The 20,687-nt window shown below is 58.0% G+C and carries 16 protein-coding genes; 11 read left to right on the forward strand and 5 right to left on the reverse strand.

Translation table 11 applies throughout. The annotated features are described in order from the left end of the window. Positions 1–129 precede the first annotated feature (129 nt). Positions 130–2,019, forward strand: coding sequence for a methyl-accepting chemotaxis protein (locus tag ACA044_RS10740; RefSeq protein ID WP_497446324.1), 1,890 nt, complete (start codon positions 130–132; stop codon positions 2,017–2,019). A gap of 624 nt (positions 2,020–2,643) precedes the next feature. Here the strand turns inward: ACA044_RS10740 and ACA044_RS10745 are convergent. The 3 genes from ACA044_RS10745 to ACA044_RS10755 form a co-directional block, all read right to left on the reverse strand. Continuing rightward, the gene (locus ACA044_RS10745) at positions 2,644–3,543 is read right to left on the reverse strand and encodes a hydroxymethylglutaryl-CoA lyase (RefSeq protein ID WP_497446325.1); all 900 of its coding nucleotides are present in this window, start codon (positions 3,541–3,543) and stop codon (positions 2,644–2,646) included. Between the two features lie 147 nt (positions 3,544–3,690). Further along, on the reverse strand, positions 3,691–4,092 hold the full coding sequence (locus tag ACA044_RS10750) for a MerR family transcriptional regulator (protein WP_497446326.1): 402 nt from the start codon (positions 4,090–4,092) through the stop codon (positions 3,691–3,693). Between the two features lie 220 nt (positions 4,093–4,312). Further along, complete coding sequence (locus ACA044_RS10755) at positions 4,313–5,242, reverse strand: LysR family transcriptional regulator (RefSeq protein WP_497446327.1); 930 nt, start codon at positions 5,240–5,242, stop codon at positions 4,313–4,315. A 175-nt stretch (positions 5,243–5,417) separates the two neighbouring features. On the opposite strand from ACA044_RS10755, the gene ACA044_RS10760 reads away from it, so the two are divergent. Continuing rightward, positions 5,418–6,647 (forward strand): acyl-CoA dehydrogenase, encoded by a 1,230-nt coding sequence (locus ACA044_RS10760; protein ID WP_030130892.1) that lies wholly within the window; start codon positions 5,418–5,420, stop codon positions 6,645–6,647. A 164-nt stretch (positions 6,648–6,811) separates the two neighbouring features. Here the strand turns inward: ACA044_RS10760 and ACA044_RS10765 are convergent, their stop codons facing one another. Together ACA044_RS10765 and xthA are read right to left on the reverse strand one after the other, a co-directional pair. Beyond that, the gene (locus tag ACA044_RS10765) at positions 6,812–8,152 is read right to left on the reverse strand and encodes a substrate-binding domain-containing protein (protein ID WP_497446328.1); all 1,341 of its coding nucleotides are present in this window, start codon (positions 8,150–8,152) and stop codon (positions 6,812–6,814) included. 190 nt (positions 8,153–8,342) lie between these two features. Then, on the reverse strand, positions 8,343–9,155 hold the full coding sequence (gene xthA / locus ACA044_RS10770) for an exodeoxyribonuclease III (RefSeq protein ID WP_497446329.1): 813 nt from the start codon (positions 9,153–9,155) through the stop codon (positions 8,343–8,345). 287 nt (positions 9,156–9,442) lie between these two features. Between xthA and ACA044_RS10775 the strand changes: the two genes are divergently transcribed. From ACA044_RS10775 to ACA044_RS10815, 9 genes are all read left to right on the forward strand, one after another. Beyond that, positions 9,443–10,093, forward strand: a complete 651-nt coding sequence (locus ACA044_RS10775) for a GNAT family N-acetyltransferase (protein ID WP_497446330.1) — start codon at positions 9,443–9,445, stop codon at positions 10,091–10,093. A gap of 65 nt (positions 10,094–10,158) precedes the next feature. After that, on the forward strand, positions 10,159–11,886 hold the full coding sequence (locus tag ACA044_RS10780) for an autotransporter assembly complex protein TamA (protein ID WP_497446331.1): 1,728 nt from the start codon (positions 10,159–10,161) through the stop codon (positions 11,884–11,886). After that, entirely contained in the window at positions 11,883–15,557 is a 3,675-nt protein-coding gene (locus ACA044_RS10785; RefSeq protein WP_497446332.1) for a translocation/assembly module TamB domain-containing protein, read from the forward strand. Before ACA044_RS10780 ends, ACA044_RS10785 begins: the two co-directional genes overlap by 4 nt. Before the next feature lie 442 nt (positions 15,558–15,999). Beyond that, positions 16,000–16,170, forward strand: a complete 171-nt coding sequence (locus tag ACA044_RS10790; protein WP_497446333.1) for a hypothetical protein — start codon at positions 16,000–16,002, stop codon at positions 16,168–16,170. Between the two features lie 91 nt (positions 16,171–16,261). Next, the gene (locus ACA044_RS10795; RefSeq protein ID WP_497446334.1) at positions 16,262–17,515 is read left to right on the forward strand and encodes a JmjC domain-containing protein; all 1,254 of its coding nucleotides are present in this window, start codon (positions 16,262–16,264) and stop codon (positions 17,513–17,515) included. 25 nt (positions 17,516–17,540) lie between these two features. Next, a complete protein-coding gene (locus tag ACA044_RS10800; RefSeq protein WP_497446335.1) occupies positions 17,541–18,401 on the forward strand; it encodes a DUF3865 domain-containing protein in 861 nt (286 codons plus the stop codon). A gap of 21 nt (positions 18,402–18,422) precedes the next feature. Further along, positions 18,423–18,827, forward strand: coding sequence for a GFA family protein (locus tag ACA044_RS10805; RefSeq protein ID WP_497446336.1), 405 nt, complete (start codon positions 18,423–18,425; stop codon positions 18,825–18,827). 174 nt (positions 18,828–19,001) lie between these two features. Next, positions 19,002–19,889: an amino acid--tRNA ligase-related protein gene (locus tag ACA044_RS10810; protein WP_497446337.1), complete on the forward strand. Its 888-nt coding sequence runs from the start codon at positions 19,002–19,004 to the stop codon at positions 19,887–19,889. 68 nt (positions 19,890–19,957) lie between these two features. Further along, entirely contained in the window at positions 19,958–20,614 is a 657-nt protein-coding gene (locus ACA044_RS10815) for a LysE family translocator (RefSeq protein WP_497446338.1), read from the forward strand. The last annotated feature ends 73 nt before the right edge of the window (positions 20,615–20,687 follow it).

Below are 20,687 nucleotides of genomic sequence, written 5' to 3' on the forward strand. Positions count from 1 at the left end.
ATGCCCACAACAATTTCCACGACTGCCCATCATTTTTTCCAGTTCGACAAAACCTGCCCGCTCGTTAAATCTGCGATCAGCCCTGTGCCTGCGGGGACTTCATAAAAAATGATCAGACGAGGGTTCCCCATGGGCATCAATCTGAAATTCGGTCACAAGATTCTTCTCGGCGCCTGCGTCATTGTGGTGGCCGTATTCCTGTCGTTCGCGCTGTTCAACGACTCCCGGCAGACAGCAAGCACCGACGAGGCATTGCACAGCAACTTGCAGAACCTGGGCCAGGTGCTCGGCGCCAACATCGACAGCTGGCTGGCCGGGCGCATCCTGTTGATTGAGGGCATCGCTGAAACCATCGCCGCCAACCCCACGCCGGACACTCTCGGCAAAACCCTCGCCCAAGACATCATGACTTCGACCTTCATCGCCAGCTATGTCGGGCTTGAAGACGGTCGCTTCGTGATCCGCCCCGAGCGGGTGATGCCCGATGGCTACGATGCTCGCCAGCGTGCTTGGTACAAAGAGGCGGTTCGCACCCTCAAGCCAGTGCTGACCGAACCCTACATAGGTGCTGGCATTGATTATCTGATAATGACCGAGGCGGTGCCGATCAAGGTCAATGGCAAAGCCGTCGGCGTACTGGGGGCGAGCCTGAACCTGGAAAAACTCGCGAAGATCATCAATGCCGTGGACCTTAACGGCATTGGCTATGCCTTTCTGGTCAGCGCCGACGGCAAAATCCTGGTGCACCCGGACAAGGCATTGGTGACCAAGACACTGGCCGAAGCGTTCCCCAAGGGCGCGCCAGCCATCAACAGTGACTTGAATGAAGCGCAGGAAAACGGCAGCACACGGATCGTGACATTTACGCCGATCGCTGGTCTGCCTTCGGTGAACTGGTCCATCGGGCTGTCAGTGGATAAAGACAAAGCCTACGCCGCACTCCACGAATTTCGCACCTCGGCGCTGATTGCCACGCTGATCGCCGTGCTGATCACCGTCGGCTTGCTCGGCCTGTTAATCAACGCTCTGCTGCGACCGCTACGACGCATGGGCACGGCCATGCAATCCATTGCCGATGGCGAAGGTGACCTGACGCAACGCTTGCACAGCCTGTCACGGGACGAGTTCGGCATGATGGCGGGCGGTTTCAACCGTTTCGTCGAACGCATTCAGCAGTCAATCCGCGAAGTCCTGACCTCGAGCATCCAACTCACCGAATTGGCGGCACGGGTCAGTCAGGCGTCGCATTCATCCCTGAAAAGTTCCGACACGCAAGCGGCCTTGACCCATAACGTCGCCACGGCCATCAACGAGTTGGGGGCCGCCGCCCAGGAAATCGCCCGCAGCGCCGCTCATGCTTCAAGCCGCGCCTCTGATGCCAGGGATCAGACCCAGGAAGGTCGGCATGTGGTGGAGCGCAGCATCAGCGCCATGTCGCAGCTCTCGTCGCAAGTGGTCACCACCCGCCAGGACATCGAAAGCCTGAATGAAAAGACGTTGAAGATCGGACGCATCCTCGACGTGATCAAGGGTATTTCCGACCAGACCAACCTGCTGGCCCTCAATGCTGCCATCGAGGCTGCCCGGGCCGGGGATGCCGGCCGCGGTTTTGCGGTGGTCTCCGACGAGGTGCGCACGCTCGCCCATCGCACCCAACAATCGGCGCAGGAAATCCACAGCATGATCGAGGAACTGCAAGCCGGTGCCGGCAGCGCCGTGAACGCCATGCTCGAAAGCCAGCGTCACAGCGACGACAACGTCAGGGCCGCCAACCTCGCCGGTGAGCGCCTCAACAGTGTGTTGCTGGGCATCGGCGAGATCGACGAGATCAACCTGTCCATGGCCACCGCCACCGAAGAGCAAACCTGCGTGGTGGACAATCTGGATCGCGACATCAGCCACATCAATGGTCTGAATCAGGAAATGGTCGGCAACCTGCAATCCACCTTGCAGGCCTGTACTGAACTGGAAAACCAGTCGCACCGGCTGCAACAAATGGTCAATACCTTCAAAATCTGAGCGTCCGCTCCCACCGTTCTGGTCAAGAGAGACGCAATTTTGCGCAATTTTGCATACACGGGGGGGAGGGGAGCAGAAAGCACAAAGGGGAGCCGAAGCTCCCCTTTAATTTTGTCGTTACGTGCTCTTTTTTTATTATTGAGGGGCGGTCTGTTGTTGTTTTTGGCAACCGTGGCCCTTTACCGCTGTTTTTGTCGATCCCCATCCGGGATCAAGAGCAAACGTATTTTTTTGAGCGCTGATCTACTTTTTCGCTAAGCGATCCAACCAGTTCGGGAGCTACCTGAGGGTAGTTTTATTGTTCTCTGCCCGGTTGCGGGTTACTTCGAAAAGCACCCTGAAAAGCACACCTTCTCCAAAAAAATCTGTTAGCTGCGTCTCTGCCGTGTTGTTCTTGTTATGTCAGAGTCGTTACGTCTTATTTTTATTGGTTTGCAGCTTTTTATTCTTGTTATGCCATAGAGATAGCAGAAGCCATGCCAACTTTTATAAATCCTTTAAATTCAATGGCTTGAATTTTATGTCGGATTTTTCATCCGGCCCAAACCTGACAATTTGTTTCCGTGTTACTCGTTTCTGCCCACGAGCCAGAGCGCGCGGTAACACCCGGACACATCCACGCCGTCACTGTGCGCTGCGGGCCTTGGCCACGCGTGAACCGGTAGGACGCCCCAGCACTGCGCAAATTTGCTGGCCGGCCCGAATCAAGGCGTCCAGGTCGATTCCGGTCTCGATGCCCAGGCCGTTGAGCAGGTAGACCACGTCTTCGGTCGCGACATTACCGCTGGCGCCCTTGGCGTACGGACAGCCGCCGAGGCCAGCGATGGAGCTGTCGAACACCGCGATGCCTTCCAGCAGGCTGGCGTAGATATTGGCCATGGCCTGGCCATAGGTATCGTGGAAATGCCCGGCCAGTTTTTCACGTGGTACGTCGGCCGAAACCACTTCGAACATCTTGCGGGTCGCGCCAGCGGTGCCGGTGCCGATGGTGTCACCCAACGACACTTCATAGCAGCCCATCGCGTAGAGCTCGCGAGCGACCAAGGCCACTTGCGCAGGCGCGACATCACCTTCGTAAGGGCAGCCCAGCACGCAGGACACATAACCGCGCACGCTCACGCCATGTTGCTTGGCGGCGTCCATGATCGGCACGAAGCGCTCCAGGCTCTCGCTGATCGAGCAATTGATGTTGCGCTGAGAAAACGCTTCGGACGCTGCGGCGAATACCGCGACTTCCTTGACCCCGGCGGCGATGGCGTCTTCAAAACCCCGCAGATTGGGGGCGAGGGCGCCATAGATCACGCCCGACTTGCGTTGTATTTGCGCGAAGACCTCGGCGGAACCGGCCATTTGCGGCACCCATTTGGGCGAGACGAAACTGCCGACTTCTATATAGCCCAGGCCGGCGGCGGACAGCGCGTCGACCAGTTGCACCTTGTCCGCAACGCTGATGGGCTGGGCTTCGTTTTGCAGACCGTCGCGGGGGCCGACTTCGACCAGGCGTACGTGGGTGGGTAGGGACATGGGAATCGACCTGTGGTGATTGTCTGAATGCTGAGAGAAACCTGTGGGAGCGGGCTTGCCCGCGATGGCGGTGGGTCAGCCAGCATCAATGTTGAATGTCATGCCCTCATCGCGGGCAAGCCCGCTCCCACAGGGAATTGTGTAGATCTACTGGACTGATTCCTGACTCTTGAGCGTTTGCTCCAGGGCCTGGGTGCAGCGCTCTTCGGCCGTGTCGAGCTCCAGTTTCATCTGTTCGATGTCCAGCAGTTGCTGTTCGAGTTGTTCCCGGCGCTCGGCGATTTTCGCCAGCATGCTGTGCAGTTGCTTGGTGTTCCCGCTGGAAGGGTCATAGAGTTCGATCAGCTCGCGGCATTCGGCCAGGGAAAAACCAATGCGCTTGCCCCGCAGGATCAGCTTCAGGCTGACCTTGTCACGGGGCGAATAAATCCGTTCCTGGCCGCGGCGCTCGGGGCTGAGCAGGCCTTGCTCTTCATAGAAGCGAATGGCCCGTGTGGTGATGTCGAGCTCGCGGGCGAGGTCGGAAATACTATAGGTCTGGCTGCTCATGGAAGCGCTCGAAAAAGGTCATGGCGCTAAGCTAATGTCAGGTTGACGTTTACGTCAAGGGGCATGGATCTTCATTGGTATTACTGACCTCTTCGCGGGCAAGCCTCGCTCCTACAAGGTTCGCGTCGAGCCACGATTAAATGATCGACACCAAACCTGTAGGAGCGAGCGGTGCGGCGATCCGACTTGCCCGCGAAGAACGATGACGCGGATTAACGTCCTACACCTTATCGAGCTTCTTCTCATGCGCCGTGACCTGCTGGCACAACTCGATCATCTGCTCACGCATCCAGCGGTTGGCCGGGTCCTGGTCGGTGCTTTCGTGCCAGTAGAGGTGGGTTTCCACCGGTGGTACGTCGTTGACCGGCAGGTTCACCGAATACAAGTCATGGCGACGGGCGAAGCGTTCCGGCACGGTCATGACCATGTCGGTCTGTTGCAACACTTGCGATGCCATCAGGTAATGCTGGGAGCGCAGGGCAATCTTGCGCTGGATGCCAATTTTGCCCAGGGCCAGGTCGACATAGCCCAAGCCGCTGCGGCGGCTGGAGATATGGATGTGGGTCAGGGACAGATAATCATCGAGGGTGAATTTGTCTTTGCCTGCCAGTGGATGACCCTTGCGCATGGCACACACATAACGGTCCTCCATCAACTTGACGTGACGCACCTGCGGGTCGGTGTTGAGCGGCGCATCCACCGCGAAATCGAGACGCCCGGCCGCCAGTTCCTTGGTGGTCTCGCGACGTTTGGACAGGAAACTCTCGATGATTACCGTCGGTGCCAGACGTCGAAGGCGCTGGAACAGTGGCGGCAAGATCACTGCTTCAGTGAGGTCGGTCATGCTGATGCGGTAGGTCTTGACCGCCTGTAGCGGGTTGAAAATTCGGCTTTCCTGCACTGACACCCGCAGCAAGGAGAGGGCGTTACGCACGGGGCCGATAATGTTCTGCGCCATTGGCGTGGGCACCATGCCCTGGGCAGTGCGCACGAAAAGCGGATCGTTGAAGGTCTCGCGCAGGCGGGCCAGAGCGTTCGAGACCGCCGGTTGAGTAATGCCGACAATCTGCCCGGCGCGGGTCAGGTTGGCTTCGGTGTAGATCGCGTCGAAGACGATGAAAAGGTTGAGGTCGACCTTGCTCAGATTCATGGCGCTGCGCTCTCTGCTCTTGTTATAGGAAGGTGGCTCGATCAGTCGATCATATATCGGTGATGAATGTTAATACACGCCGAGAATAGGCTAGGTAAATTATCAACGCTGTTCTAGCATCGATTCATGACCTGAACAACTCCTCTGAACCCTCTGTTAAAAAGGTAGAGCTGCCATGGATTTCGCTTATTCGCCCAAGGTCCAGGAACTGCGTGAGCGCGTGACCGCGTTCATGGACACCTACGTTTATCCCGCTGAAGCGGTGTTCGAACGCCAGGTCGCCGAGGGCGATCGCTGGCAACCGACGGCGATCATGGAAGAACTCAAACTCAAGGCCAAGGCAGAAGGCCTGTGGAATTTGTTTCTGCCGGAATCCGAACTCGGCGCCGGCCTGACCAACCTGGAATATGCGCCATTGGCGGAAATCATGGGGCGCTCGCTGCTGGGTCCTGAACCGTTCAACTGCTCGGCGCCGGACACCGGCAACATGGAAGTGCTGGTGCGTTACGCCAATGAAGAACAGAAGCAACGCTGGCTCGAACCGCTGCTGCGCGGCGAGATCCGCTCGGCGTTCGCCATGACCGAACCGGACGTGGCCTCATCCGACGCCACCAACATGGCCGCCCGCGCTGTACGTGATGGCGACGAGTGGGTGATCAACGGCAAGAAATGGTGGACCTCCGGTGCCTGCGATCCGCGCTGCAAGATCCTGATCTTCATGGGCTTGAGCAACCCGGATGCACCGCGCCATGCGCAGCACTCGATGATTCTGGTGCCGGTAGATACCCCCGGCGTGAAGATTGTGCGTCCGCTGCCGGTGTTCGGTTACGACGACGCGCCTCACGGCCACGCCGAAGTGCTGTTCGAAAACGTCCGGGTGCCGTACGAAAACGTCCTGTTGGGCGAAGGACGCGGCTTCGAAATTGCCCAGGGTCGCCTCGGCCCGGGCCGGATTCACCACTGCATGCGTTCGATCGGCATGGCTGAGCGTGCGTTGGAGCTGATGTGCAAACGTGCGGTCAACCGCACTGCGTTCGGCAAACCCCTGGCGCGTCTGGGCGGCAACATCGACAAAATCGCCGATTCGCGGATGGAGATCGACATGGCGCGACTGCTGACATTGAAAGCGGCGTACATGATGGACACCGTCGGTAACAAGGTGGCGAAGAGCGAGATCGCACAGATCAAAGTGGTTGCACCGAACGTGGCGTTGCGGGTGATCGACCGGGCGATCCAGATTCATGGCGGAGCAGGGGTTTCCAACGATTTCCCGCTGGCCTATATGTACGCCATGCAACGCACCCTGCGCCTGGCCGACGGCCCGGATGAAGTGCACCGCGCGGCGATCGGCAAGTTTGAGATCGGCAAATATGTGCCGAAAGAGATGATGCGTAGCGGTCAGTAATACTGGTGGGCTTTTGTGGCGAGGGAGCTTGCTCCCGCTGGGGTGCGAAGCGGCCCTAAAATACGGCAACCCGGTTGTTTCAGATGTACCGGGTTGTCTGGTTTCGCGACTGCTTCGCAGCCGAGCGGGAGCAAGCTCCCTCGCCACAATGTTCGGTGCTTGCTTCAATACACCCAAACCTCAACCCGCCGATTCTTGATCCGCCCCTCATCCCCACTGTTGGCCGCCACCGGCATCTCGGCGCCGAAACCGCGAATCTCGCGAAACACCACACCGCTTTTCACCAGTTCTCGCCGCACCGCCATGGCCCGCAGTTTCGACAGCAGGTCGGCCCGCGCCGGATCGCTCTTGGCATCGCCAAACCCCACCAGTGTCACCTGCCGATTGGTTTTGTCGTGCTGCTTTATATAGTCGAGCACCCGTGACAAGTCTTGTCGGGCCTTGTTGTCCAGCGTCGCGCTGCCTTCTTCAAAACGAAAATTCACCGTCAGCCGCTGGGCATGGCGACTGAGTGCCAGATAACCCTCAGGCATCAACGCATTCGGCGTGACGGCCATGGCCTGAACGGTCTGCGCGATAAAACCATTGGCTGCAACGATTGCCTGGCCTTTGCTGCTTTGGGCAAACGTCACCAAGGCCTTGGCCCAGGGATTTTTCCCATTCGGCGGCAGGTAAAAGAACAGCCGACGGGTCAGAGGGTAGTCTTCCGTCGCGATCAGGCTATTGAGCGGCAGCATGGCCTGGGAGTCGCCATCGACAATGGCCACGGCTTTGGCCTGGCGCACATAAGGCAAACCGATGAAGCCAATGGCTTGCGGGTCCAGACTCACCGCGTCGGACAACTGCTCGCTGGATTCGAACCGTTTCGTGTTGCCGCTCAGGGTTTTCCCACGCGGGCTGAGGACCAGTTCCTTGAACGTGTCGTAGGTGCCCGATTGGTCATCCCGCGAATAGAGATGAATCGTCCCACCGGTGCCGCCGAGTTCTTCCCAGGTTTTCGCTTCGCCACTGAAGATTCGCGCCAGTTGTTCGGTGTTGAGTTGCTTCAGCGGATTGTGCGGATGAAGGATGATCGCCAGCCCATCGATGGCGATGACTTGCTCGGCAACCGGGCTTTTCAGGTCGCCCAGCGATACGAGGTCCACCCGTTCACTGTCCTTGATCGGGCGCGACGAGGCCGCGAGATCGGCGGATGCGTTTTTCAGGGCTTTGAACCCGGTGCTGGAACCATGGGCCGCGACCTCCACCTCGACTCGGTGTCCCTGAATGGTTTCGCCGACGATGCGTTGTTCGTTGGCTTTGTCCGGGGTTTCGCGGTGAACCTTGAGCAGGCCTTGTTCGCGCATCATCCCTTCGACCAGCGCCGGGCCCAATGCCGCGCCAATCGTATTGGAGCCCTGGATGCGCAGTACCGGGCCACGTTCGGGCGTCGGTAAATCGCCGGCCGATACCGTCAACGGCAGCACGGCGGCGAGCATCGACAGAAACAACACGCGCAGCGTCATGCCGGCACCTTATAAGCCTAAGAAAGTGTCGGGAGAATAAGTCAGTAAGGTTTCTGAACGATGACAGTTACCCAATGTGGGAGCGGGCTTGCTCGCGAAGGCGTTGGGTCAGTCGACATCGATGTTGAATGATCGACCGCTTTCGCGAGCAAGCCCGCTCCCACATTAGTTTTGTGTGGATTTTGTAGGATCAGCTCAATTCAAGCCAGATCGGCGCATGATCGGAGGGTTTTTCCATCCCGCGCAGATCGTAATCCACGCCGGCAGCCTTCACTCGCGGCAACAACCCATGGGACGCCATGATCAGGTCAATCCGCAGCCCGCGCTTGGGCTCATCTTCAAAACCGCGGCTGCGGTAGTCGAACCAGCTGAAACGGTCGGCGACGTCCGGGTTCAGGTGGCGGAAGCTGTCCACCAGACCCCAGTTTTTCAGGCGGGCCATCCATTCGCGCTCTTCGGGCAGGAAACTGCATTTGCCGGTTTTCAGCCAGCGCTTCATGTTGTCCGGGCCGATGCCGATGTCGCAGTCTTCCGGGGAAATGTTCACATCGCCCATCACCACAATCGGCTGGTCGTTGCTGAACTGGCTTTCAAGCAATTGCTGCAAATCGCTGTAGAAACGTTCCTTGGCCGGGAACTTGGTGGGGTGATCGCGACTTTCGCCCTGTGGGAAGTAGCCGTTCATGATGGTCACCGGCACGCCATTGGCGTCGGCGAAAGTGCCCCAGATGAAACGCCGCTGAGCGTCTTCTTCATCGGTGGCGAAACCTTTGTACAGCGCAATCGGTTCCTGGCGTGAGAGCAGGGCCACGCCGTAGTGACTCTTTTGCCCGTGGAAATACACGTGATAACCCAGCGCCTGAACCTCGGCCAGGGGGAATTGGTCGTCATGGACCTTGGTTTCCTGCAACCCGATCACGTCCGGTTGATGCTTTTCAATCAGCGCCGCCAGCTGATGCGGGCGAGCGCGCAGCCCGTTGATGTTGAAGGAGACGATCTTCATGGTCGGCAGTCCTGGCAAAAGTGCGATGCTAGCTGACATGTAGGAATGGGGCCAGCCTTGGGGTGAGGGGATTCGTTGTGTTCTGTCAGAGATGTGTTGGCAGATCGGGCCTCTTCGCGGGCAAGCCTCGCTCCTACAGGAGCGAGGCTTGCCCGCGAAGGCGTCAGCCCAGTCGATGAAGATCCTGGCTTGGTCTATACCTGTCTGGGGAACTGTGAAGCCACCCAAAGGTTCGTACCAAATAAGAGCGCGACCATTTGAGTCGCGCCTCAGGGAGATCGACCGATATGCCCGAAACCTCGACCGTCATCGCCGATATTCACATGCTCGACAGCGGCTATTCCCCCGAAGCACGCTCGCTGTTGTACCAGGCGTACCGGCACGAGCCGACGTTCGGCTACCTGTTCGAAGCCGAGCGCCCTGGTTATGAACAGCGGGTACGGGCAACGGTACGCGAACTGGTCAAACAGCACTTTTTGCAGGATTTACCGGCCATCGGCCTGCTGGTGAATGACCGCTTGATCGGCATCGCTCTGATCGCACCGCCGCAACGCCGCCTGGGTATTACCGAAAGCTGGGCCTGGCGCCTGCGGATGGTGCTCAGCACCGGGTTTCGCTGTACCCGACGCTACCTCGATTACCACGCCGCCGTGATGGCGTGCGTGCCGTCCGACTCGGTGCACGTCCTGCCGTTGCTGGGGGTTCATCCGCAATTCCAGGGCAAGCACTTCGGCGAACAATTGCTGCAAGCGGTGCACAACTGGTGCGCGGTCGATGAACACTCCCAAGGCGTGATTCTCGACACCGGGAATCCTCGTTATCTGGAGTTCTATAAGCGTCAGGGCTACGAGGAAATCGGCGAAGTGGCCGTAGGACCGATTCGTGAACATGTATTTTTCCACGCCAACCCGCAGGTGTTACAAACAGCAACGGGATAAAGGTAGAACTTTCAGCGCACGCCAGGCTCTATCACGCTCCCAAGCTCGTGATAGCATCCGCGCCTATGAAGTTTCCTGGAAGATTTACCAGTGGCGTGCTGATGCTGATCTCCAGCTGCGCGGCGCTGGCGCAAAGTGAATTGGATGTGCGGATCAAACCGTCCAACGATGAACTGAAGGCCAATATAGAAGGCTATATCGGTAGCCTCGGCGATCGCGATGAAGAAGCCTTGCTGCGCTTCAGTCGCGGTGCCGAAGAACAGGCACGCAAGGCTGCCCAGGCCTTGGGTTACTACCAGCCACAGATTGAAAGCGATGTGAAGGGCGGCAAGACACCGCGCCTGGTGCTGAACATCGACCCTGGCGAGCCGATCCATTTGCGCAACGTCACGGTGCGCATCGACGGCCTTGCCGCCTCCCTCAAATCCTTTCGTGTGCCCCAAAGCGACCTGTTGAAACCCGGTGCGGTGTTGAACCATGGCCGTTACGAAGACGCCAAGCGGCTGATCCAGAACCAGGCCTCGCGCTACGGCTTTTTCAGTGGGCGCTTCACCCGTCAGAAACTGTTGGTGGACCCGCGGGCCGGCGTCGCGGACATCGAATTGATCTACGACAGCGGCCCACGCTATGCGCTGGGCAAAGTCAGTTTTGAAGGCGACACGCCGTTCGATGAAGACCTGCTGCAACGCATGGTGCCGTTCAAGGCCGGTGCGCCCTATGACTCCGAACTGATTGCTGAACTCAATCAGAACCTGCAATCGAGCGGTTACTTCGAAGGCGTGCGCGTGGACGCGGCGCCGACCGCGTCCAAGGACGACGTGATCCCGGTGGCGGTCAAACTCGAAACCCGCAAGCCACGGACCATGGGGCTGGGCCTGGGTTTTTCCACCGACGTCGGCCCACGGGCCAAAGCCAACTGGACCCGCCATTGGGTTAACCCCCAGGGGCACAGTTATGGCTGGGAGACCGAGATTTCGGCGCCAAGGCAGAACGTCGGGCTGTTTTACGACATTCCGCTGGACCCACCATTGACCGACAAACTGCGCTTTGCCGGTGGCTATCAGAGTGAAGAAATCGCCGATAAGGACAGCCTGAGCAAGTTGCTCACCGTCGGCCCCGAGTGGCACAGCAAGTTGCCCAGCGGCTGGCAGCGGGTGGTATCGCTCAAGTGGCAGCGCGAGGAATACAGGCTCGGCGACGACTCGGGCCTAAGTACTTTGCTGATGCCGGGTGTCAGCTATTCGTACCTGAAAAGCGACAACCGCATCGATCCGCACAACGGTTACCGCCTGCAATTCGAAACCAAAGTCGCCAAGGAGGGGTTGGGTTCAGACACCAACCTGATCTACGGCACGGCGCTGGTCAAAGGCCTGACCACGGTCTTTGATAAACATCGTTTCCTCGGTCGGGTACAGGTCGGCGGCAGTGCCACCAACGGCTACAAATCCGTTCCGCCGTCCCTGCGATTCTTCGCCGGTGGCGATCAGAGCGTGCGCGGTTACGACTACCAGAGCCTGTCCCCGGAGAACTCCGAGGGCGACCGTATCGGTGGCCGTTACATGGTGGCCGGCAGCGTCGAGTATCAATACTCCATCGCCGAGAAATGGCGGGTCGCAACCTTCATCGACCAAGGCAACTCCTTCAACACGCTTGAACTGCCGAACCTCAAGACCGGTGTCGGTGTCGGCATCCGCTGGGTCTCGCCGGTGGGGCCGATTCGCCTCGACCTGGCCCATGCGATGGACGACGACGGCGGCATTCGACTGCACTTTTCCATGGGGCCTGAGCTGTGAAGCGTGGTTTGAAAATAACGCTGCTGGCGATTGCGGCGCTGCTGATGCTGATCGTGCTGACGCTCGCCACCGTGCTGGGCACTCAACCGGGCAGTCGTTGGACGCTCGGGTTTGTGCCGGGTTTGACCGTGGAGAATTTCCAGGGGCGTTTGGGTGGGCAGTGGAGCGCCGATCATCTGGTGTGGCAGCAGGAAAGCAGCCGGGTTGAGCTGAACAAAGCAATTTTCGCTTGGTCGCCGCTGTGCCTGACGCGCATGACGTTGTGCATCGAGCAATTGCAGGCCGAGCAAGTCAGCCTGCAGTTCCCGCCGGGCGTGGAAGAGGAAAGCAGCGGCCCGATCAGTCTTCCGGACTTGAAATTGCCGCTGGCCATAGAGTTGGGCGACGTTAAGATCGGTCGTCTGCTGTTTAACGGCAGCGAAGAACTCAAAGGCCTGCAACTGGCGGCGCACTGGACCGCCAAAGGTTTGCAGATCGACTCGGTGCACTTGCAGCGTGATGAACTGAGCCTGAACTTGTCTGGCCTGTTGCAACCGAGCGGCAACTGGCCGCTGACCGCCGAAGGCAAACTGACGTTGCCGGCGCCGGGCACCGAGCCATGGGCACTGGCGTTGAAGGTCGACGGCGATTTGCTGAAAACCCTGAAGCTGAAAGCCGACAGCAGCGGTTACCTGAACGGGCAGCTCACGGGTGAACTGCAACCGCTGGTGGAAAACCTGCCGGCCAAAGTGCGCGTCACCGCCGACGGCTTCAAACCCAGTGCCGAGTTGCCGGATACCCTGCAACTCAATCAACTGGAACTCACCGGCGACGGCGACTTGAAAAATGGTTACCAGTTGCTCGGTAAAGCCACGTTACCTGCCGAGCAAGGCCCGGTTGCGCTGTTGCTGCAAGGCAAGGTCGACGCCAAGGGCGCGCAGATCGCCGGCCTTGACCTGACGGCCAACGACAAACAAAGCCTCAAGCTCACCGGACAAATGAACTGGAGTAAAGGCCTGAGCGCTGATGCAAAAATCGACTGGCTGGATTTCCCGTGGCACCGTCTCTATCCGCTGATCGACGAGCCGCAAGTGGCGCTGCGCAGCTTCAACGGTGAAGTCTCCTACACCGACGGCAACTACATCGGTAACTTCAAGGCTGCACTGGATGGCCCGGCCGGGTCGTTCAGTCTGAACAGCCCGTTCAGCGGCGACCTGACCAAAATCCATCTGCCGCAATTCAAGCTCGAAGCCGGGCAGGGCAAGGCCGAAGGGCACTTGAACCTGCAGTTTTCCGACGGCATCGCCTGGGATACGGCGCTGGACCTCTCGGCAATCAACCCGGCTTACTGGCTCGCGGAGTTGCCAGGCACCTTGGCCGGCCCGTTGCGCAGCAAAGGCGAGATGAAGAATGAAAAACTCAGCCTGACCGCCGACCTGGACCTGAAAGGCAAGCTGCGCGGGCAACCGGCCGTATTGCAAGCCAAAGCCGATGGCGGCGGCGAGCAGTGGAACCTCAGCGCGTTGCAGATTCGCCTCGGTGACAACAGCATCAACGGCCAGGGCAGCCTGCAACAGAAACTCGCCGGCCGGATCGACATCAAGCTGCCGCGTCTGGCCCAGCTCTGGCCGCAACTGCGCGGTCAGCTCAATGGCCGGGTCGATGTCGCCGGCACGCTCAAGGCGCCACAAGGCAAGCTCGGCCTGCAAGGCACGCAACTGGCCTTCGAAGACAATCGCCTGCAAAGCCTCAATCTGGATACCACCCTCGACAGCGCCCAGCGGGCGAAGATCGACCTCAAGGGCAGTGGCATTCAGACCGGCGACACGTCACTGGGCACGTTGACCGCCAGCGGTCAGGGCGACATCAAAAACCAGAAACTCGCCCTCGATCTGCAAGGACCGAAACTGAAACTGGCGCTCGGTCTCGATGGCACGCTGGACAAGGGCAACTGGCGCGGGCGTCTGGCCAGTGGCGATATCCAGGCCGGCGGTCAGGACTGGAAGCTGCAAAGTCCGGCGAAGCTCGAACGACTGGCGGACGGCAAAATCAACTTCGGCGCCCATTGCTGGATGTCCGGCCCGGCCAGCCTGTGCGGCGAAGACCAGCGCTTGATGCCCGAGCCGAAGCTGCGTTATCACCTCAAGCAATTCCCGATCGACAGTTTGGCGCAATGGTTGCCGAAGGATTTTGCTTGGAAGGGCAAGCTCAACGCCGACCTGCAACTGGACTTGCCGGCCAGCGGCCCGAACGGCCTGGTCAGCATCGACGCCAGCGGCGGCACCTTGCGTATGCGCGAGAAGGAGCAATGGCTGGACTTCCCATACCAGACCCTGAAACTCACCAGCAGGCTCACGCCCAAACGCATCGACACCGACCTCAACTTTGTCGGCGGCAAACTCGGCGAATTGATGGTTCAGGCGCAGATCAACCCGTTGCCGAAGAACAAACCACTGACCGGCTCGTTCCGTCTCAGTGGTCTGGACTTGTCGGTGGCGCGGCCGTTTGTGCCGATGGTCGAGAAACTCACCGGACATTTGAGCGGCAGCGGCACCCTGTCCGGCGGGTTGCTGGCGCCGCTGGTCAACGGCAACCTTGAGCTGCGCGACGGTGAAATCTCCGGGCCTGAACTGCCGATGGCGCTCGAAGCCTTGCAATTTCAAGCGGTGATTGCCGGCGAAACCGTGCAATTGAACGGCGGCTGGAAAAGCGGCAAGAGCGGGCAGGGCAGCCTCAATGGCAACATCGCCTGGGGCCAGGCGCTGGTCGTGGATCTGGCGCTCAAGGGCTCGCAGTTGCCGGTCACCGTCGAACCCTACGCCGCGCTGGAAGTCGCGCCGGACCTGAAAATCTCCATGAAGGACGACAAACTGGCGATCGTCGGCAAGGTGCTGGTGCCCAAGGGCGAGATCACCGTGCGCGAACTGCCGCCGTCGACGGTCAAGGTCTCCGATGACACGGTGATCGTCGGTCAGCAGACCGAAGAGGGTAAACCGCCGATGGTCATGGCGATGGACATTGATGTGGTGGTCGGGCAGGACAAACTCAGCTTTGCCGGATTCGGCCTGACCGCCAACCTGCAAGGCCAGGTGCACATCGGCGACAACATGGACACCCGTGGCGAACTCTGGCTCAACGACGGGCGTTATCGCGCCTACGGGCAGCGACTGACGGTACGCCGTGCGCGCCTGTTGTTTGCCGGTCCCATCGATCAGCCGTATCTGGACATCGAAGCGATTCGCCAGACCGACGACGTCATCGCCGGCATTCGCCTGAGTGGCAGTGCCGAGCAGCCGACCACGCAGATCTTTTCCGAACCGGCCATGAGTCAGGAGCAGGCGTTGTCCTATCTGGTGCTGGGCCGTCCATTGAGCACCACCGGTGAGGACAACAACATGCTCGCCCAGGCCGCCCTCGGGTTGGGCTTGATGGGCAGTTCCGGGGTGACCAGCGGGTTGGCCAAGGACTTGGGCATTCAGGACTTCCAGCTCGATACCCAAGGCAGCGGCGCCAGCACCGCCGTGGTGGCCAGCGGCAACATCTCGGAAAAACTCAGCCTGCGTTATGGGGTAGGGGTGTTCGAACCGGCCAACACCATCGCCTTGCGTTACAAGCTGAGCAAGAAGGTTTATCTCGAAGCCGCTGGCGGCGTGGCCAGTTCGCTGGACATCTTCTACAAGCGGGATTTCTGACTCCGCCCCCGATTAAGGGCTGCTCCCTGTGGCGAGGGGGCTTGCCCCATAGGCGCCACAATGATGGCGCAAGTCGCCGTTCCAGTGAATCAGCACTCTCCCTTCCAAGTATCAAACGTTCATAAACCCTTCGCCCTAAAACCCGTCTCTCGCTTGCGGTTGTTTGTTTAACGGCGTCTGCAACAATCCTCTAACAATCAGAAACAAATACTCAAGGCGCGAATTTAAAACCCGCCTATCTTCAATCCCGCACCTCGCCTGTTGTAGCCTTTTTCTGTAGGTTGTCAGGCGTATTCAAGTGCACCCCATAAATCAGGATCCTCGGCGTTAAACGTTGAAGGCATGCTTGTGGCTGAAGTAGATGCTCTAAGCAAGACCGTTAAAGGTGCCTGTTTTTTGCAATATCACGATGCGTTAACTCAACAACTAAAAAGGAAGCAATATGAACAGTGGAACTTGTTTGATGAAGGCGGGTGTTCGTCCTGACGCGATGAAAACAGGCGTTCGTCCGGATGCAATGAAAGCAGGCGTTCGTCCGGATGCAATGAAAACGGGTGTTCGTCCCGATGCGATGAAAACAGGCGTGCGCCCTGATGCGATGAGCCTGATCTGATCGTAAGCCGGCTGCTGCGCAGGTTGGGCAGCCGGCTTGCCTCGACGGTGTCACACATTGTTCAGTGATGGTGGGTAGAGGAAGGTCATTCATGTTTGAAAAAGAAGTATGGGAAGGCTTCGAGGAAAAAACCAAATCAGGACGGGAACCCTTCCTCTTTGAGTCGCTACTTCCACTTGCCTCTGGCTTTGCCACTGCCCAGACAGTGGAGTCCGCTTTTTATGCGTTGCGTGACCGGAACTTGCGTGAAACGCTGGACTGCCGCATTCGGGTTTACGACGGAGAAAGTCGCCGGGACGATTTGATTGATGACGCATTCTCTCAAAACACCCAGGCAGATGAAGCGCTCATGGGATACATGCAGCGCCTTACTGGCAAAGAGCGATTCAGCCTGGTCATAAACAATCTCGAACAGGCCAGTCCAAAACTGGCGGCTGACTTTGGCCGATTGATTCAATCGTTTTTCGACTACAAAGGATTTCCCATTGGCGGGGTGGAGCAAGCCGCCTTTTGTGGCAACTACTCGGACACTGCCTTTGGTATTCATGAGGGCTTCGAACATGCTTTTCTCTGTCATCTTGGTCCCGGAGTAAAAGATTTTTACTGTTGGTCGAGGGAACTCTATGTCGAGATGGTGGGGCACCGGGCGCCCACTTTTGCTGATTCCGAGGCCTATGAGCGACTGCTGGAAACAGCGACTTTGCATGTCCTTAAACCGGGCGACGTACTGTACTTGCCGGCTTCCGTTTATCACATTGGGCGCCAGGAACAATACTCTGTTTCTGTCGCGCTGCCGTTCTACACTTATCCGCTCAAGCGGTTTCTGTCAGGAAAAGTGATTCCGGCCCTCAGTGACTTGACGCTGCCTTTCGATGAAGAAGGCATGTCGGCACTCGTGCCGTTGAAAAATGATAACCCGCTGTTGAGTCCGGTGACCGAACTGTTGGAGTCGACCATTCGATCCTGGGTCGATTATGAACTCCCTCACTACCTCAATTATTACTGGCATAGGTTGCGCAGCAATGGCGGCTGGGAGTTGCCTAGAGCCATCAGCGAAAATCTGCTGCTGGATACTCAACTGTCTACACCTGTGCGCGTGCAGCTGGGTTCGGTAGTGTCACTACGCCAACCTTGCCTGGCCTCGTATGAGGCAGGTCTGGACTGCGGTAGTGATGAGGTTCGGGTGTTTATCGGGGCCAAAAGTATCGTCTTGCCTGATCCGCACGGACGTCTCGTCAATCTGCTGGAACGGCTCAACCAGCGAGAGTCTGTCAGTGTGGACTCCGATGAGTTGATTGACCTGCTGCGCGAAATGTCCCGTACGGGCGGGCTCCACTGCCATTAATCGATCGTTCAAGGAGGATAAGCCGATGTACAGAAACTTTCCCAGTCTGGTTGACGGTTATCTCAGCCACTGTGCCGAAACCGATGCGCTGATCAATAAAATCATACGAGACGGCAAAGCAGTGGTTTCGGGTCGTGAACTGGTTGCCGGACATCTGGATCCGATGATCGACAGTATCTACCAAAAGATCCATGACCTGGTTGATCCCAAGAGCCTCTCGAAAGAAGAAGCACAGTTGTACATTGCCGAACTGTCTGTGTTCGCTCGTTACAACTCCACCATGCTGTTACGGGCCGCCGAGACCGTCAGAGGCTTCTGCCCCGAACTGGCTCAGGAGTTAACACGCAATTTCCTGGAGGAGGGGGGTGAGAGAGGAAAACTGCCTGCCCACTATGTAGTTTTCAGTGGTGCGCTGATTGAGGATCTTGGCTTCAGGGTCAATGGCTGGATGCCCCGTGCCGACTCGACACGCTCGCTCATCTCATTGATTGATGTCCTGACCTGGTCGCATTGCCCCTCCACAATACTGGGCATGTACTACGCAACCGAAGCCGTTGCTATTGCTGAGACCCGGTTGCTGCGGGATATCACCGACAGGCTGGGCATTGTCCTGGGGTTGGGTTCGGGCCGCTCGCTCAAGCGTCTTGATTTCTACTACCGGATGCACCTGGATGATGATCACGTTGCGGCCACAGGCAATGTTGCGGTCGAGCAGGGGCACCAGGATGGCATCGCCAGGTTCATTCATGAAGCAGAACTCTTCAACTTCCTTCAACCGCAGATAGTTGATGGGTTCCTGCAGATGATCAATCCGTTCGTCGACCAGTGGGTCGAGATTCATAGTCTGGTGCAGGAAGGTCGCGCATCCAGATACAAAGCCGCTTAATCACAAGGACGAGATCTGCACATGAGTACTAAAAAATATGAGGGTGGATGCCTTTGCGGGCACATCCGATTCCTTGCCATCGGTGAGCCCCAAAACCCTCATACCTGCTCGTGCGGGATGTGTCAGCGGCACTCGGGGGGGCTGACCCTGTGCTGGGTGGAGTTCTCAAAGGACGAAGTGCAGTGGGTTGGCGAAGGCGGGATGCCGACGCTGTACCGATCTTCAGAGTATTCCAGCCGGGCCTTTTGCCCTCGCTGCGGTAGCACGCTGGGCGCCATTGATGATGCACCCACGGTCGCGCTGGTGCTCGGCAGTTTCGACTCCAAGGGGCAAAGTGCGCTGCGTCCCACAGCGCACTCCTTTACGTCCGCTCGCCCACGTTGGTGGAAAATCGACGTTGGGCTGAAAGGAAAATCTGCGGCCTAGGCTGAAGGTTTTTTCGCCCTGGAAAAAGCCACGACCCCCTGAGGTTTGCCCACTTAAGCAAACGCTACGAGCCAAATGCATGACGGGCGCGATGTGCTCTGACATGGCATCCAGGCTTGGTAGGGGGGCGTGGCTGTTGAACGCTCTACTTCCCAATAAGGATATTAAGCAGCCATGCCTATTGAGCCGGTTATTTACAAATCAACCATGATGCGCCGCATCCGTAATCTACTGGATGACGAAGGTTACTTCGAAATCATGACGCCGATACTGCGCAAGTTTCCTGGCGATGCAGACCGTCCCAGACTGCAATTGACGGATGGCCGCTGGCTCCGTGAGTCTTCAGCCTTTGCCTTGCGCTACAACTTGCAGTTCACGCCAGCGGTTTATGAAATGGGCGCCAGTTTCCGTCCGGATGAATTGGATGCAACGCACTTGCCTGAATTCACCATGCTCGATCTCTATAAACGCGACGCCACAATAGATGAAATGCTGGAACTGGCGAAACGCATCGTCAGTGAATTTTATCCTGGGCCGATAGAGGTTTTGTCTTTCGGGGAGTTGATTCGCAAGGATCTGGGAATAGATCTGTTCTCGGACGAACACTCTGCCATGAAGTTGGTGGGCGCCTTTCAGGAGATGTACAACGATTATGAAATTTCTCCGCTGTGGTTGATCGACCGCTACATCACCGAGAATGTCGAACCGCTCTCCAAAAACCGTTGTGTGGTGGTCACGGACTTTCCGTTGCTACCCGAAGTGCGGGCCAAAAGAAGACCTAAAACGGCGGCGATAGTTGATCGTTTCGAGATCCTTATCGATGCGATCGAAGTGGTCCATGGTTACACGGATGAAGATGATGCCGATCGGTTTGAGGCACAGGCCAGGCGCCTCAACAGCTTTGGCCCCGAGGACCAGCTCATGTGTGAACTGATGAGGTCCAACACCGTTCCCGCAGCGAGTTCCGGGTTTGGTATCGGCATCGAGCGGCTCTGTCGGACAGCTTTGGGTCTGGACACGATCGAGGTCTTTCGCACCGCGCGTCCGTTTTCCCTGAGTTAATTGCGCAACAACCCGGGCTCGACACGCCGCCACCTTACACCGTTTGGGACACTGAGCCCGGAGGTTCTATGCCTGTCTTTTATGAACTGCTCATGATGTCGTTCTACGCCTCGCTTATTCTGATAGTACCGGGGCCGACCAATACGCTGCTGTTTTCTTCAGGGCTCAAGGTCGGGCTACGCAGAACGCTTCCTTTGGTAATGGCAGAGGCCATGGGTTATGCCCTGGCTATTTTGACCTGGGGCTTTTTCCTGCTGTCTTTTGCCGCGAGCCGGCCTTGGCTGTTCGATGGCATCAAGTTGCTCTGTGCGGGATACTTGTTGTGGCTGGCGTTCAAATTATGGCGAAACAGCCATGTGCTCCATGACGCTCTACGCAGACCCGCCAACTTTATCGAAGTGTTTTTTGCAACGTTGTTGAATCCCAAGGCGTTCCTTTTCGCCAGCACTGTCTTTCCGTTAAGTGCTTTCCAGTCCACTGAGCACTTCGCCTGGGCCCTGGGTGTGTTTCTGATCGCACTCGGGCCCATAGGAATACTGTGGGCGTCCCTGGGTAAGATTCTGACTTCCCGCCAGTCCTGGTCGAATCATACGGCGACTTTCCAGCGATCAGCCTCCGTGCTGCTGGGCGTGTTTTCGGTGTCGATCGCTTACTCGGCCATGGCCCTCCAGGACGACCTTCCACAGCGGGTAGCCCACCTGAGAGTTCTGCTGCCAATGGCTTAGATTCTGGTATCGGGGTTATCGGTCATTCTCATTACTCACTGTCACTGACAGGTTTTAGCACTCGCCGCGAGGC

It is taken from the genome of Pseudomonas sp. LBUM1673 (assembly GCF_059695645.1).